We start from the raw sequence: 14,062 nt of genomic DNA on the forward strand, positions 1-14,062 counted from the left end.
ATTTCCCGTTATAGGAAAATGTTTATTGGTTGATCAAACGATTCCAACGATCGATCCAGTCAGTCATTTGACGATTAACGAAATTAAAGTCGATATTTTTTGCTCGGTCAGCAATTGCCCCATACGTCATATTACCAGCTTCTTCTTCACTCAACTCCACTTTATCATTCGTCGGTGCTTCATTTAATGAAAGTGCCTTTGTTTTTTGTGATTCTTCGCTAATTCTATAGTTGATGAATGAGTAAGCCAATTCTTTATTCGCTGCTTCTTTTGGAATATTGATCGTATTGTAGTTCGCATATGTGCCACTCTCAGGGACCACGTATTCGATCGTGTCAGAATCCCCTTTGACGATATCATAAGCAAAATCCATCACGATCGCTGCTTCGATTTCTCCTGCTTGGAACATGTTTGCTAGGTCAGAAGATCTTGCATAGGTCTTAACGATATTTGGTTTCAATTCTTCTAAGGCTTCAAATGCTGCCTCGCCATTGTCATCTTCAATTGCTACACCCGCATGATCACTTGCAATATACATCATCAAAGGACCGGCAGTCGTCGTAATTTCCGGGATCGAGATTTTTCCTTCTAACGCTGAATCCCAAAGATCTGACCAGCTAGTAATTTCTTTTCCAACTTTTTCTCTGTCGTAAACAATACCTACACTGTTTACAGCAATTGGAACACCTGCACCATTATCAAAGACTTCCTTCGCTCCTTCAGTTAAGTCCGCTAAATTCGGGATTTTTGATTCATCTAGTTTTTCAAATAATTCTTGAGAAGCGCCATCCGCTGAGTTCGCTTGAGCTAACTCAATAACGTCGATTCCTCTAGGATTACTGATTAATTTGTTGAAGCGATCGCCACTGTTCCCTAGATCCATTGTGATCTTCGCATCGAATTCTTTTTCAAAAGGATCCATTACATCGCTTTTCACGATATCTTCGCTTAAACCAAATGTTGATACAACTAGATCTTTTGACTCTTTCGCTTCGGAAGAATTAGATTCAGATCCTCCACCGCAAGCTGTCAATACAAACATACTCGCTAAAACTACTGAACTTACTAGAAAGCCTTTTTTCACTGATTTTTCCCCTTTTCTTTGCTTATTTATCTTCCAAAAGAACGATTTTATCTTTTGGGAAATGCAGGTTGATTTGATCCCCTGCTTGGTAAATTTGTTTATCCGTACCGTTTACTAAGAACTTACTTAAAGCCGTTGTCACTTCATACTGGTAACTTTTCCCTAAAAATGTTCTGACTTTTACTTCACCTTTTATAACGTTATGTGTCACATCAGAGGCAATCTCGATATCTTCGGGACGGATCGTCGCTACTAATCGCTCTGCTATCGGTTGCTCATAAGGTGTCTCAATGACATTCCCTGCAGCTTGATAGCGGATGCCTTCGATTTGTTCAACTGGAAAGAAATTTTCAAAACCGATAAAATGTGCAACAAAACGAGTTTTAGGATGTCGATAGATTGTTTCCGGTGTATCATATTGCTCGATAACACCATTATTCATGACCGCGACTTTATCCGAGATCGAAAAGCATTCTTCTTGATCGTGAGTCACAAAAACTGTTGTGATACCAAGTTGTTGTTGGATACGTTTGATCTCGATCCGCATTTGGACACGTAGTTTCGCATCTAAATTACTTAATGGTTCGTCTAGGAGTAGTAACTTAGGTTCAATAACCAATGCTCGAGCCAAAGCCACTCGTTGACGTTGCCCCCCTGACAGTTGTTTCGGGTAACGATTACCCAATTGTTCCAATCCACAGATCGCTAACATATCTGCTACTTTTTTGGTGATATCCGCTTTATTTTCTTTACGCAATTTCAAACCGAAAGCGACATTCTCAGCAATCGTTAAATGAGGAAACAACGCATAGCTCTGAAATACCATACCAAAATTACGTTTATGCACAGGAACTTTCACTAATTCTTGATCTTCCAGAACAAAAGAGCCCTCATTCGGCGAAATCAATCCAGCAATCACACGTAGCGTCGTTGTTTTACCGCAACCACTGGGTCCTAATAAAGAAACTAGCTCTCCTTTTTCCATTGAAATAGACAAATCTTCTAATATATTTTGTTTTCCGTCATAACTCACACGGATATTGTTCAAATTTACAAAACTCACGGTTCTCCCCCTCATAGTTTCCAGTCATTCTCAAGTACGGTTCGATTTCTTCACTCAACAGTTAAGCAATCGAAGCCAATCCTAACGTTTTCTCAATAATAAACATCAAGAAAACTGTTAATACCATGATCATTACTGAAATCGCCGACACAGTCGGGTCATACGTATATTCAATGTAGCTCAACAATGAAGTGGGCAACATCGTTACTCCTGGTCCAGATAAAAACATTGAAACTGGCACATTATTGAATGAGTTGACAAAAGCCAACATAAACGCCGCAAATATACCAGAAGAAACATTTGGTAAGATGACTTGCATAAAAGCACGGGTTTTGGTACAACCCAACGTCCAGGCAACTTCTTCAATCGAAAAATCTAATTGCTCCATGCTTGAACCTACGACGCGAATGATATACGGTAGGCTGATCAAAAAATGACCAATCAATAAAGCTTGGATCACCGGCAAGTTAAACTTGATCACAATGTATTGGAACAAGGAATAGCCGACAACGATACCCGGAATCATCGTTGGTGACAAAAAGAAATTTTTAAAAAGCTGTTTACTCTTCATGTGGTAACGAGAAAGTGCGTAAGAAGTCGGCACGCCCACTAATAAAGCTAACAGAGTAGCCCCTACACCAATACTTAAACTCAATTTAAAGCTATTCATAAATGTTTCAGAACTTAGCGCTTTCGTGTACCACTCTAATGAGAATCCATCAATCGGAAATTGTATCGTCGATGATTGTCCAAAAGACGTTACAACAATAATCACTAATGGTAAAAACAAAAACGCAAAAACTAATACTGCGATGATCGTCATCCCTTTTTGCTTACGCATGATTCATTTCCCTCCGATCTAAACGTGCAGCAATCATATTCAATCCTTTATTCACGATCAGAGTCGTGACGATCATGATCAATGCAATGACACTTGCTGAAGTCCAATCACCTAAAGTCGATGCTTTCTGGTATAAGAAAGTCGCCATCATCATATTTTGGTTCCCACCTAAAAGTTGTGGTGTCGTATAAGCCGTCAACGTGCCTGTAAATACTAAAATACTGCCAACGATCACTCCAGGTATACAAAGTGGCATGACAATTTTATAGAACGTTTTGAACGGACTCGCACCTAACGTTTCGGCAGCTTCCAGTGTTTCTTTCTCAATATTTTCCATCACGCCGACAAGTGTCATGACCATGGTAGGTAAGAACAAATAGACAGACCCGATAATAATTGCAAACTCCGTATATAGTAAGGCGATGGGTTGTTCGATCAGTCCTATGCGAATCAAGAAATTATTGATTACTCCTGTCCTTCCTAAAATGTTGATCCAGGCAAAACTACGGATGACTGAATTGGTCAATAATGGAAACATCGTCATTGCCATCAATAAACTTTTCCACTTTTTATCCACACCTGCAATAAAATAAGCAGTTGGAATACCTAAAACGGCAGAAATCAATGTCACAATGACAGAAACGCGAATTGTTCGAAGAAAAATCTTCAAATTGAAATCATCTGTTAAAAAACTGGTGTAAGCACTTAGACTAGCACCTGTTTCAGTAAAAATAGTTGGCCATATAATATTGACCAATGGCAAAATCATAAAAAATAGTAATAAGATCGTTCCTGGTGCAATGATCAAATACGGAACATTCTTCCTCATTATTCTCCCCCTCATTCGTGTTCTGTCTCATTATAAGAAAAAATACGAACATTTTCAAGAAAACTTTGTCATATATTCAGAAAAAACATGAGTTATATGAAAAACATCGTAAAAAACCTGCGTTTATCCGTTTTATAAAAAAAATACTCGTATTCATTTTATTTTTTTAGTTATCTATATTTATCCGCCAATCGATTATTTGCAATTAATGCGATTTAATTATCAAAAGTGTTGAGGAATACATCTCAAATGAAAGATAAAATCATTTTTTGGGAAAACCAAAAAGAGCAATTACCGAACATTCGCCCAAAAACGTTCGTTAATTACTCTTTTTATTAGATTCAACTATTCCAGAAAAACTGACTAACTTCTCGATCCACTTCTTCATTTTCATGAAGCATACTATGTGAAGCACCTTCACCTTCTTCGACCTTTTCCATTACAGGATTACCATGCTGTTTCAATAAGGCATAAACTGCCAATGCACTATTCAGCGGAACAGTTCCATCACTTAGCTCTACTTCACTCAACTGCCCTGCAACCAATAAAAATTGTGTGTCGGTAGAGAGATTTCCTATCATGGTTTGATAATCTTGATACTTTGAAGACACCACTGTTGGCCCATTTTCGAGTAAATCAGCTAAATTCTGACCGCTATCATCCACAAAATCATTGAAAGGTGCGCCTAGCGCTACAAACTTTTCAACTTGCGGTAAAGTCGTTTCTTGGCCATACGTGACTAGGTAACGGAGTCCGCTGACCCCACCCATGGAATGCCCGACAATATTTACTTTATTGATTTGATAAGTAGTCTGTAAATAAACTAAGCAAGCACGTATCCATTCGGCTTGATTCCACTCGTTATTTTCATTATCGGCAAAAAGCACTTGGATCATTGGATTCGTTGCTTGTTGAGATAATATACCTTGCGATTGTATATTTCCATTGACATCAACAGTTAAAGTCAATTCTTGTTTCCCTTTGTTCTCTTTCTCTAAACGGGTGATCATTCCTTTAAATGAATTGACTGTTCCTTTATAACCATGAACAAACAACGTTGGCACAGTACCCTTTTCTACTGAAACTACTTGACTTGTCATTGTAGTTTCAGTAGATGTAGTTTCTTTTGAGGATTTGTTTTCTTGCGTTTGACATCCCGCTAAAAACAGCAATACAAGCAGCACCAAGCCACTTAATAGCCGGTTAGAGTTCATTTTATTTCGTTGTAACATTTTGATCATTCCTTTCGTTTACGACAAAAAAAGAGCTGGAATGACTAGTCATCCCAACTCCTCCATTATCTTGATCACTGTTTAGTCAATCTTATCTACTTGATCAAAATCAAGTTCTGTACTTGTTTCACGACCGAACATGTCAATGTTTACTTTAAGTTTTTCTTTTTCTTCATCGACTTCTGTCACTTGTCCTTCTAAACCAGCAAAAGCACCTTCGATGATTTTTACGACTTCACCAACTTCTACTTCCAGTTCGTTTTGGCGTAAACTCATACCGATCGAACGTAAGATATGATTTACTTCTTCTGGTAGTAAAGGTGCTGGCTTGCTTCCTGCACCGTGAGAACCAACAAATCCAGTAACGCCCGGTGTATTACGGACAACATACCATGAAGCATCTGACATGATCATTTCTACTAAGACATACCCAGGGAATGTTTTATGAACGATTTCTTTTTCTTTCCCATTTTTCACTTCAGTTTCTGTTTCTTCAGGAACAACGACACGGAAAATAAAATCAGCCATTTTCATACTTTGCGCACGTGACTCGATATTTGCTTTTACTTTGTTTTCGTATCCAGAGTATGTATGCAATACATACCAATTTTTTTCAAAAGATTCCATTGAAGGCTCCTCATTTCATTTGTAAAATAAAAAAACCTCAGTTACCCGAAGCTTTTCCTCTCTTTGATTATAGCACCGTTTGCTGGTTTTTACTAGTGACTTATTTTTTATACATTACTATTTAACAAAGATGTTATTTATTCTTTTTTTAAAAAAATATCTGTTTTTTATTCGTTATTAAAAATATTTTTTCTCTAATATACCCTCAATTTATAAAGAGAAATAATGGATACATATTTTTACGCGTTATTAAATAGAAAGATATGTGAAAATATAGACCAAAAAACAGATTATTTATTCTTAAAAATTATAATCATATTTGTAAAGATAATTTATATGAAAGGAGATGACTGATGTATCTATTTATTCGTTGGCTTGAGTTGTCTTGGCAGTATGATTTTCGTTGATTGATAAACATCGCTAAAGTAAAGAAACCCTAAATTAGAAAGCGAGGAATAGGATATGAAAAAAGCGATAGTTTCCCTTATGGCAATGGTGACAATAGGAAATGTTTTAATTCCTTCGACCGTATCTGTAAAAGCTGCCGAAGTATCATCAATTTCAACAAACGAAAACTTGTTTTCTCCCAAAAAAATTAATGCAACTCTTGAGAATTTCAAAATTTTTTTAGCAAATAAAGGTTTGACAATTGAAGAAGCAAAGCAGTTGAATAGTAGTGAAAAAGAAGAAATCATCCAAGAATATATTGACTATCTCTCTACAGCTCGTGTTGGTATCAATGTGATATTAGGTACCATTACTGCTGCAATGACAATCGTTACTGGATTATACAATGCTGGCCATTATGCTGCCAGACAATTAGATACTAGAGGCATATTAACAAAAAAAGAGTATAAGCCCAACGGTGGTTGGATCATGGCTGGAATCATCGCTGCTTTCGGGATTCCAGCTGCTATGGGATTTGATGACTATATGTATAATAGGTAATCTCATGGAAACAATAAGACAACTCATTGCATCGATTTTTGGTTGGTTAGATTCTTTCGCATTGATTCTTTGCTGTATCACTGTTTTCTTTTTAAGTTTAAAGGTCTCATCTTTGGAAAAAGAAATCAAGGAATTAAAGGATGTTTTTCAAAAACATTCAAAATAAACATACAATAACCGAAAAGTTTGCTATCTTTTCGGTTTTTTGTTTACTTCCAAGAAATATCTTTTTTAGTCTTCTATGTTAAGGGTATGTTCGATCTTGTATTGTGATTCAAATTTATGTAAATCAGCTAAAAATTCATTCCTCAGCTTGGTCGCACCAATCAATTTTAACCCTTTGAAAAAATCCTTTAAATTTTTACTGACAGCCTCTCCTTCAATACGGGCAAGTAAAAGTTGATAAAATCGATGATATATTTCAGTTTCTCGCTGAAAAATAATTCTGCGCCGAGTCTCGAATAGTTTTTCCAAATAATACTTCGCTAATTTTAGTTCTTCTCTTTCCACCATCAGTAAAAACACATTATTATAAATACCTGATAATATAGAATGGAAAACCTCAAAATCTCCTTTTTTCATTACATTTTTTTCTACTTCTTTCAACCGCTGCTTGATGTAACTTGTTTCAAATAAATAGAGGAGAGAGGCAAAGGTAGTCATTTCAAATCTTCCCCACTCATCGATTTTTTCCAGATAATCGGATAATCTTTCGAGATAACTCGTATCTTTTTTATTTAATTTTTTTATCCCATTGATCTGCTCATACCACTTGTAAGTTTTAACAACAAGATAATTTCTCATGACGACTAAATCATCTGAGTGTTCTAATTCTTGTGCTAGTTTTTTTAATTGATAACTAATTGCACCGTTACGTTGTTCTAAATTACGAAACATTTTTTTTAAACTCATATTTTTATTAGAGACCCTGTCACCATCAAGATAAAAGATGAATTCATCAATATTCATATTGAGTCGTTCCAATAGTTCTAAAAACACTAGTAATGGTAAATTACTTTGGCCATTTTCATATCTGGCTAACGATTCGCGCGAAACAATTCCATCGGCTAGCTTTTTTTGAGAGATGCCTCTGTCAATACGCATTTTTTTTAATAATTCATGAACTTCCATATGTTCCTCCTTACTTATCAACTAGCAAAGTAAAATAATGATCAATGATTCACAAAAAACTTGTTGAATTTTCACGGTTACTATCAAAAAAAATAGAGCTTCCAATCGATAAATAACCATGGATAGCTCACCTTTTATTTGATTAATATTAATTATTGCAAGATCCATGCAAACAAACTTTGGATCGCTGTATCCATCACGAAAAACATTAGTCCGAAGATGATCGATGTCTCGATAACGACTAGTGTATCTTTACGTAATTGTTTTTTACTTGGCCAAGTCACTTGTTTCATTTCATCTTTTACACTTTTAAGAAATTTCATCGTAAGCCTCCTCCTTGTTATTTTGTCTCTTTATGTAATGTGTATTGATTACAATATTTACAAAATTTGTTGATTTCCAAACGCTCGCCGCTTTTTCCTTCACTAATCGACTTCGTATAGTTTCGAGAACCACAAACGGAACATGCTAATGCCGCTTTTTTCTTTGCCATCCGTTTCCCCTCCTCACTGAAAACCAAATTTATACCATACTACATTATCACGTAAATTATTTTATGTCAATTAGTGGTCGTACGCTCTACTGTTTTTATTTTAGTTGTGATATGATTACTTAAAGGATTTTAAAAATGAACAATCTGGAGGTATGACTATGCTATTAAAAACACTTGTTTACAAAAAAAAAGATTTGACGACTGTCTCTGAGACGAGCAACTTAGAAGAAGCACTAGAAATTTTAGAAACATCCGGTTACCGTTGTGTACCAATCCTTGATACTTCCGGAAATATTTTCCGTGGGAACATTTATAAAATGCACATCTATCGCCACAAAGCAAACGGCGGCGATATGACTTTACCGGTCACTCACCTATTGAAAAACGCAACGAAATTTATCTATTTGGATACCTCTTTCTTTAAAGTATTCTTTACGATCAAGGAGCTTCCATACATCGCTGTACTTGACAATCAAAACCACTTCTATGGCATTTTGACACACAGCACGTTATTGAGTATGTTGTCTCAATCTTGGAGTGTAGAACAAGGAAGCTACGTCTTGACAATTGCTTCAACAGGTAAACAAGGCGATTTAGCGGCGATTTCAAAGATTATCGCAAAATATAGTAGCATTGCTAGTTGTATCACTTTGGACATCGAAAAAGATGAATACATCCGTCGTACCTTGATCACTCTACCCGCCCATACAGAAAAAAGTGTCTGTGATTCGATCGTCAATCACTTAGAAAAGAAAAATTACAAAGTGATCGAAATTGAAAATTTACAAGATGCTGATAAATAAAAACCTGTTTAATGGTTGATATTTACTAACTATTTTTCGAAAAATCATATTTCAAAAAAGCCAGAAATCCCAAAATCATTTAAGACTTTTGGAATTTCTGGCTTTTTTACTCTATTACAAACAATCATACACGATCGTTGAATTTCACTGCTTGGTCTAGATAATACATCAATGGCGCAGAAACAGCCATGACGATAAATTCACTTAACGCAAGTGTACCATACGTTGTCCAAAACGCTTGACCGCCAGTTGGTACTAACATATACGCAATCATGAACATACTGATTGTAAAGAACGCTGTATTTAATGCTAAGCGCACTTTGACATTTTTCACTTTATTTTGGATAAGTGCAGTTAGTCCTAATGCAAGTAGTGTTTGACCACCACCGAAAATCACATCCATGACACCAAAACCATAAATGGCATTATAAACGATCACGCCACCTAAGACACCCCATAATAATTTTCGATTGAATACAACTAAATGATTCAAACTTTCTGAAATACGAAATTGGATTGGACCCGAAGACACAGGTGCTACCAAAATCGTTAACGCTAGATATAAGGCCATGATCAGTCCATTAATAACGACTACCATCAGTCGTTGCCTACTCTTTGTTCTCTCCATATTCTATTCCTCATTTCTCCTAGTTTTGTTAATGCGGGATGGTTGATGAACCGCAAGGCGTATTATAACATAACAATTCTAGATTACAACCTTCCCTCCACCCCACCATTTCAGCATTTTTACCTTAACCTGAAAAGATTGTTATAAAAAATAAAAGAAATAAAAACCAGCAAGACACCTCAAGTAGTTAGCACAAGACCTTATTGAACAGCATCGTTGAGAGATTGAGGCTTGATAGATAAAGGAATCGCACTCTTCTTATCAAAAAAATGAGGGTCGTTGTTGACTAATACTCCCTAGACCATTCTTTGTTTCTATCTTTTACCTACGTTTTTTCGTTTGTTCTTTATTGTATTTTCTAGCTTAACTTCTTTTTCATTTCCCCAAACCTCTGCTATAATAACCAAGATTGTCATTCTTTTGACAATAATGACGAGATGCTTTGTTGAACCTTCACTGGTTGACTCTATTATTCAACCACTGCTTACTTATGGTGAGACGATCTAGTGAAGCATCGTTGATCTATTTACATGACTAAAACCACAAGTATTCACAGTTGTTGATTAAATCTGACACTGCTTGCTCCCCTTTTGACTATGTCGCCTTGCTATCGTATGTTAATGAGAACTCAGGAAGGAGCCCGACAAGACTTGTTTTCTCAACTCAAATATGCGATACTTTGGTGCATTCCAGGAGGAAAAAATGAATTTTCATTATCACCTATTAATCAACCAAGCTGCTGGTAGCGGAAACGGAAAGAAAACAGCGGATAAGATTTTACCAATTTTGGATCAAAAGAAACTTTCCTATACAGTTCACTATAGTGAATACAAAGGGCATGATGCTCTTATAGCGGAACATTTAGCCGAAGATACCCTCATTGAATGGGAAAAGGATATCGATGCTAATACGATTGGATGGTACCCACTTCTCATCGTCATTGGAGGAGATGGTACGCTTCATCAAGTCCTGAATACGTTTCATCATTTATGTGTATCTTTTCCTGTCGGCTTCATACCAGCCGGCTCAGGCAACGACTTTGCTCGTGGAATTGGGTTAAGCAGAGATCCAGAAAAAGCTTTAGAAACGATTTTAGCAACCAAAGAACCACAAAAAATAAATGTATTGCATTATAAAGAAAAAGTAAACGATCGCGAAGGGCTGGCACTCAATAATTTTGGGATTGGTTTAGATGCAGCAATCGTTCATACTACGAATCATTCCAATGCAAAAAAACGATTGAATAAGTATAATCTAGGCTCGCTTTCTTATATTTTTTCTTTATTATATGTTCTTTTCTCACAAAAAGGCTTTCCGATTCTTGTAGATATTGGTGGGAAACGTGTGAATTTTAAAAAAGCCTTTCTATGTACGGCAACCAATCATCCTTATTTCGGTGGCGGAGTATCGATTGTTCCTACTGCAGATGTAACCAAGCCAACTATCGACTTCGTGGTTGTCGAACGAGTAAATCTATTTAAAATTGCTTGGTTGCTTCTTTTATTATTACAGAAGAAGCAAATGCACTCGAAGTATTTCCATCACTATACAACAAGCAAACTTAGAATTGTTTCTACTATTCCCCAATATGGTCAAGAAGATGGGGAAGATTTAGAAAAACAATCGTTTGATTTACAACTAACAAATAAAACACAGTTATTGTGGTGTGAAAAAATAGTAATGAGGGAGGAACAGTCAACCTCTTGATCTGTGGAGCTCCTTCAGATGGAGCAGCTACCTTTCCAAAGAAAAGACACCCGAAACGTTAGCGTTTCGGGTGTCTTTTCTTTGCTGATACTTCACCCCTCCAACTGATGTTGGCTGTTTATGGTCGGATGTTCTCCATACCAATCATTGGATCAATCCATTGCTGTTCCACAGCTTCGGTTGTGAGAATGTAATTATCAGGTGATTTTGGTGTTTCAGCTTCTTTCACTTCATTTTTTTCTTCTTCGATGGCAAAAAGCGAAACCTCCTGCGCTTTGTCGGTCGCCTCTTTACGGCCCTCTATTTGTTTTGTTGGCTCAGACACCTGTTCAATGGCTGCCGAATACGTTCCTTCTTCAAATGGATCGTCACCTGTCAAGGAATCTTCATAGGCGGCTAATTTCGTACGCAGATTAAGAGTCATTTCATTGTCTTCAATCCGCTTCTTCAGTGTCGTCAATCGCACTGCGGATTCGTTTTTTGCACATGTCAAATATGCTTGCTCTTCCCCTAACAAAATCAACAATTCCTTACTACGAGTAACCGCTGTATACAACAGATTCCGTTGGAGCATTCGTTGGTATTGATGGACCATTGGCAAAATCACCATCTTAAACTCGCTACCTTGGGATTTATGGATCGAACAACAATAAGACAGGGTGATCTTATTCCATTCATTTCGTTTGTAACTCACTTCATTGGCATCAAATTGGATGACGAGTTCGTCCACCTTATCTTCCGAATCTTTTGCTAAAACAATTCCCGTGATTACCCCCATGTCACCATTGAACACATTTAATTCTGGCGTATTGACCAAATGGAGTACTTTATCTCCGATTCGATAAACTGTATCATTCCAGTGAACTTCTTTCCGATTCCCACCGCCTGGATTGAAAATATTTTGCATCATTTTATTCAAAGCATCGATACCAGCGGCACCGCGATACATCGGTGCCAACACCTGAATATCTTGTGCAGTAAATCCTTTGTTTTTCGCCTTTTCCACGATTTTAGAAATCAATGGTTCGATTTGATACGCATCACTTGCAAAGAAAGAGCGATCCTTTTGATTTTTCGTAAAATCTTCAGGCAATCTTCCTTCTTTGATCTCATGAGCCAAAGGAATGATACTTGAACCATCGCCTTGACGATAGATCTGATTCAATTCGATTTTAGGGATTTGATCGATTTCTAATAGATCATGCAAGACTTGCCCAGGACCTACTGATGGCAGCTGATCTTTATCCCCTACTAAGATCACTTGCATATTCGTAGGGATCGCCTTGAACAGTGTATTGGCCAACCACGTATCAACCATCGACATTTCATCGACGATCAATAAGCCACCGTCTAATTCTTTCGTACTGATTGAAGGGGTTTTCTCACGACCATTCAAACCTAAAAGCCGGTGTATCGTACTAGCTGGCAAGCCAGTCGTTTCATTCATCCGTTTAGCTGCCCGTCCTGTAGGTGCAGCTAAGAGGATTGGAAAAATCTCTTGTGTATATTTCGTTGGATCAAGATCTAAGCCGTTTAGCTCTGCAAACAGATGAACGATGCCATTGATCACTGTAGTTTTTCCAGTTCCTGGGCCACCAGTCAAGATAAATAGTGGTGAGCGAATCGCTTCAGAAATCGCTTCTTCTTGTGAATCCCCATACTGGATACCAAACATTTTCTCAATTCGCCGAATATTCTTTTTAATTTCTTTTGGTTCGTACTTGATTTCCTTTTTTCGACTCAACAAGCGTTGGATCGAATTGCCAATCCCCCATTCAGAAAAATACAAACTATTTTCATATAGATTCGTTTCTTCTTGTTGGATCTTTCCCTCTTCCACTAACTGAATAATGACAGTCGCTACTTGATCCGGTTCGATTTCGATTGGACGACTTGATTCCAAGATTTTGATCGTCTGCTGCAATAAAGATTCAGCAGGTACATAGGTATCACCGGTTTGGATCGCCTGTTGGAAAATCTGGTGCAAGATCGCTGCTCTGATACGTCGTGGCGAGTCAGCTGCAATGCCGATTTGTTCAGCTAAATTATCTGCACGTTTAAAGCCGATTCCTTCAATCTCTTCGACTAATTGGTAAGGATTTTCTTGAATGATATCCAACGCTTCATTTTTGTAAGCTTGATAGATACTAAAGGCTAATTGACTCCCAAATCCGTAACGGTTCAACCCCATGATCACTTGATCCATGCCATGATTCAAACGGATCGTTTCAGCAATCATTTCTCTTTTTGGCTTCGTTAAACCTGAAATCTGTTGCAATTGCGCAGGATCTTCGATGATTTTTTCAATCGCGTCTTCACCAAGCAGTTCCACGATTTTCTCTGCGGTTTTTTTTCCGATACCGGGAAACTTGTCACTTGATAGGTAGTTGACGATCCCATTGGCTGTCGTCGGCTTTTCCTGTTCGTAACGCTCTACCTTCAACTGTCTGCCATATTTGGGATGATCAACTAGCTCACCATAAAAACGATACACTTCGTTCTCTTGGATATCGCCGAAACTACCGGTTGCGACAATTTCTTTTTCCCGATAATCAACACTTGTTTCACTGACTTGGATGAGCAATACTTTATAAAAATTACTAGGATTTTGAAAAAAGATAGCGGCAACTGTGCCGACAAAATAAGGCATTTCTTCTGGCTCCATCGAGGCCGCCT

General features: G+C 37.3%; 15 protein-coding genes. 4 read left to right on the forward strand and 11 right to left on the reverse strand.

Features of this window, described 5'->3' with window-relative positions:
- Positions 1-22: 22 nt before the first annotated feature.
- From CYK55_RS11575 to nusG, 6 genes are all read right to left on the reverse strand, one after another.
- Positions 23-1,084: an ABC transporter substrate-binding protein gene (locus CYK55_RS11575; RefSeq protein WP_034687097.1), complete on the reverse strand. Its 1,062-nt coding sequence runs from the start codon at positions 1,082-1,084 to the stop codon at positions 23-25.
- Between the two features lie 22 nt (positions 1,085-1,106).
- Entirely contained in the window at positions 1,107-2,147 is a 1,041-nt protein-coding gene (locus CYK55_RS11580) for an ABC transporter ATP-binding protein (RefSeq protein WP_034687099.1), read from the reverse strand.
- Positions 2,148-2,208: 61 nt separating this feature from the next.
- A complete protein-coding gene (locus CYK55_RS11585) occupies positions 2,209-2,988 on the reverse strand; it encodes an ABC transporter permease (RefSeq protein ID WP_034687101.1) in 780 nt (259 codons plus the stop codon).
- A complete protein-coding gene (locus tag CYK55_RS11590) occupies positions 2,981-3,817 on the reverse strand; it encodes an ABC transporter permease (protein ID WP_126134353.1) in 837 nt (278 codons plus the stop codon). Before CYK55_RS11590 ends, CYK55_RS11585 begins: the two co-directional genes overlap by 8 nt.
- A gap of 341 nt (positions 3,818-4,158) precedes the next feature.
- Positions 4,159-5,049, reverse strand: a complete 891-nt coding sequence (locus tag CYK55_RS11595) for an alpha/beta fold hydrolase (RefSeq protein WP_034687104.1) — start codon at positions 5,047-5,049, stop codon at positions 4,159-4,161.
- A gap of 81 nt (positions 5,050-5,130) precedes the next feature.
- The gene (nusG, locus tag CYK55_RS11600) at positions 5,131-5,676 is read right to left on the reverse strand and encodes a transcription termination/antitermination protein NusG (RefSeq protein WP_034687107.1); all 546 of its coding nucleotides are present in this window, start codon (positions 5,674-5,676) and stop codon (positions 5,131-5,133) included.
- A gap of 462 nt (positions 5,677-6,138) precedes the next feature.
- Between nusG and CYK55_RS11605 the strand changes: the two genes are divergently transcribed.
- Both CYK55_RS11605 and CYK55_RS13545 read left to right on the forward strand, forming a co-directional pair.
- Positions 6,139-6,624, forward strand: coding sequence for a hypothetical protein (locus CYK55_RS11605; protein ID WP_034687109.1), 486 nt, complete (start codon positions 6,139-6,141; stop codon positions 6,622-6,624).
- A 4-nt stretch (positions 6,625-6,628) separates the two neighbouring features.
- Positions 6,629-6,790 (forward strand): hypothetical protein, encoded by a 162-nt coding sequence (locus CYK55_RS13545; protein ID WP_164546251.1) that lies wholly within the window; start codon positions 6,629-6,631, stop codon positions 6,788-6,790.
- A 65-nt stretch (positions 6,791-6,855) separates the two neighbouring features.
- On the opposite strand, the gene CYK55_RS11610 is transcribed toward CYK55_RS13545, so the two are convergent.
- The 3 genes from CYK55_RS11610 to rpmG all read right to left on the reverse strand — a co-directional run bounded on the left by CYK55_RS11610 (position 6,856) and on the right by rpmG (position 8,248).
- Complete coding sequence (locus CYK55_RS11610; protein ID WP_034687111.1) at positions 6,856-7,755, reverse strand: helix-turn-helix domain-containing protein; 900 nt, start codon at positions 7,753-7,755, stop codon at positions 6,856-6,858.
- 152 nt (positions 7,756-7,907) lie between these two features.
- Entirely contained in the window at positions 7,908-8,078 is a 171-nt protein-coding gene (gene secE / locus CYK55_RS11615) for a preprotein translocase subunit SecE (protein WP_034687112.1), read from the reverse strand.
- A 17-nt stretch (positions 8,079-8,095) separates the two neighbouring features.
- Positions 8,096-8,248, reverse strand: a complete 153-nt coding sequence (rpmG, locus tag CYK55_RS11620; RefSeq protein WP_005878997.1) for a 50S ribosomal protein L33 — start codon at positions 8,246-8,248, stop codon at positions 8,096-8,098.
- A 158-nt stretch (positions 8,249-8,406) separates the two neighbouring features.
- Here rpmG and cbpA point away from each other — a divergent pair, with 158 nt between their 5' ends.
- Complete coding sequence (gene cbpA / locus CYK55_RS11625) at positions 8,407-9,051, forward strand: cyclic di-AMP binding protein CbpA (protein WP_034687113.1); 645 nt, start codon at positions 8,407-8,409, stop codon at positions 9,049-9,051.
- A gap of 124 nt (positions 9,052-9,175) precedes the next feature.
- Here cbpA and CYK55_RS11630 read toward each other — a convergent pair whose 3' ends face one another.
- Entirely contained in the window at positions 9,176-9,679 is a 504-nt protein-coding gene (locus tag CYK55_RS11630; protein WP_019722317.1) for a QueT transporter family protein, read from the reverse strand.
- Positions 9,680-10,381: 702 nt separating this feature from the next.
- On the opposite strand from CYK55_RS11630, the gene CYK55_RS11635 reads away from it, so the two are divergent.
- Positions 10,382-11,386 carry a diacylglycerol/lipid kinase family protein gene (locus CYK55_RS11635; protein WP_126134354.1) on the forward strand — a complete coding sequence of 335 codons (1,005 nt, stop codon included), beginning with the start codon at positions 10,382-10,384 and terminating at the stop codon, positions 11,384-11,386.
- Positions 11,387-11,504: 118 nt separating this feature from the next.
- Here CYK55_RS11635 and recD2 read toward each other — a convergent pair whose 3' ends face one another.
- Positions 11,505-14,051 carry an SF1B family DNA helicase RecD2 gene (gene recD2, locus CYK55_RS11640; RefSeq protein WP_034687117.1) on the reverse strand — a complete coding sequence of 849 codons (2,547 nt, stop codon included), beginning with the start codon at positions 14,049-14,051 and terminating at the stop codon, positions 11,505-11,507.
- Positions 14,052-14,062 lie beyond the last annotated feature (11 nt).

This window comes from Enterococcus mundtii, from assembly GCF_003957375.1.
In the GTDB taxonomy this organism is placed as follows: Bacteria; Bacillota; Bacilli; order Lactobacillales; family Enterococcaceae; genus Enterococcus_B; species Enterococcus_B spodopteracolus.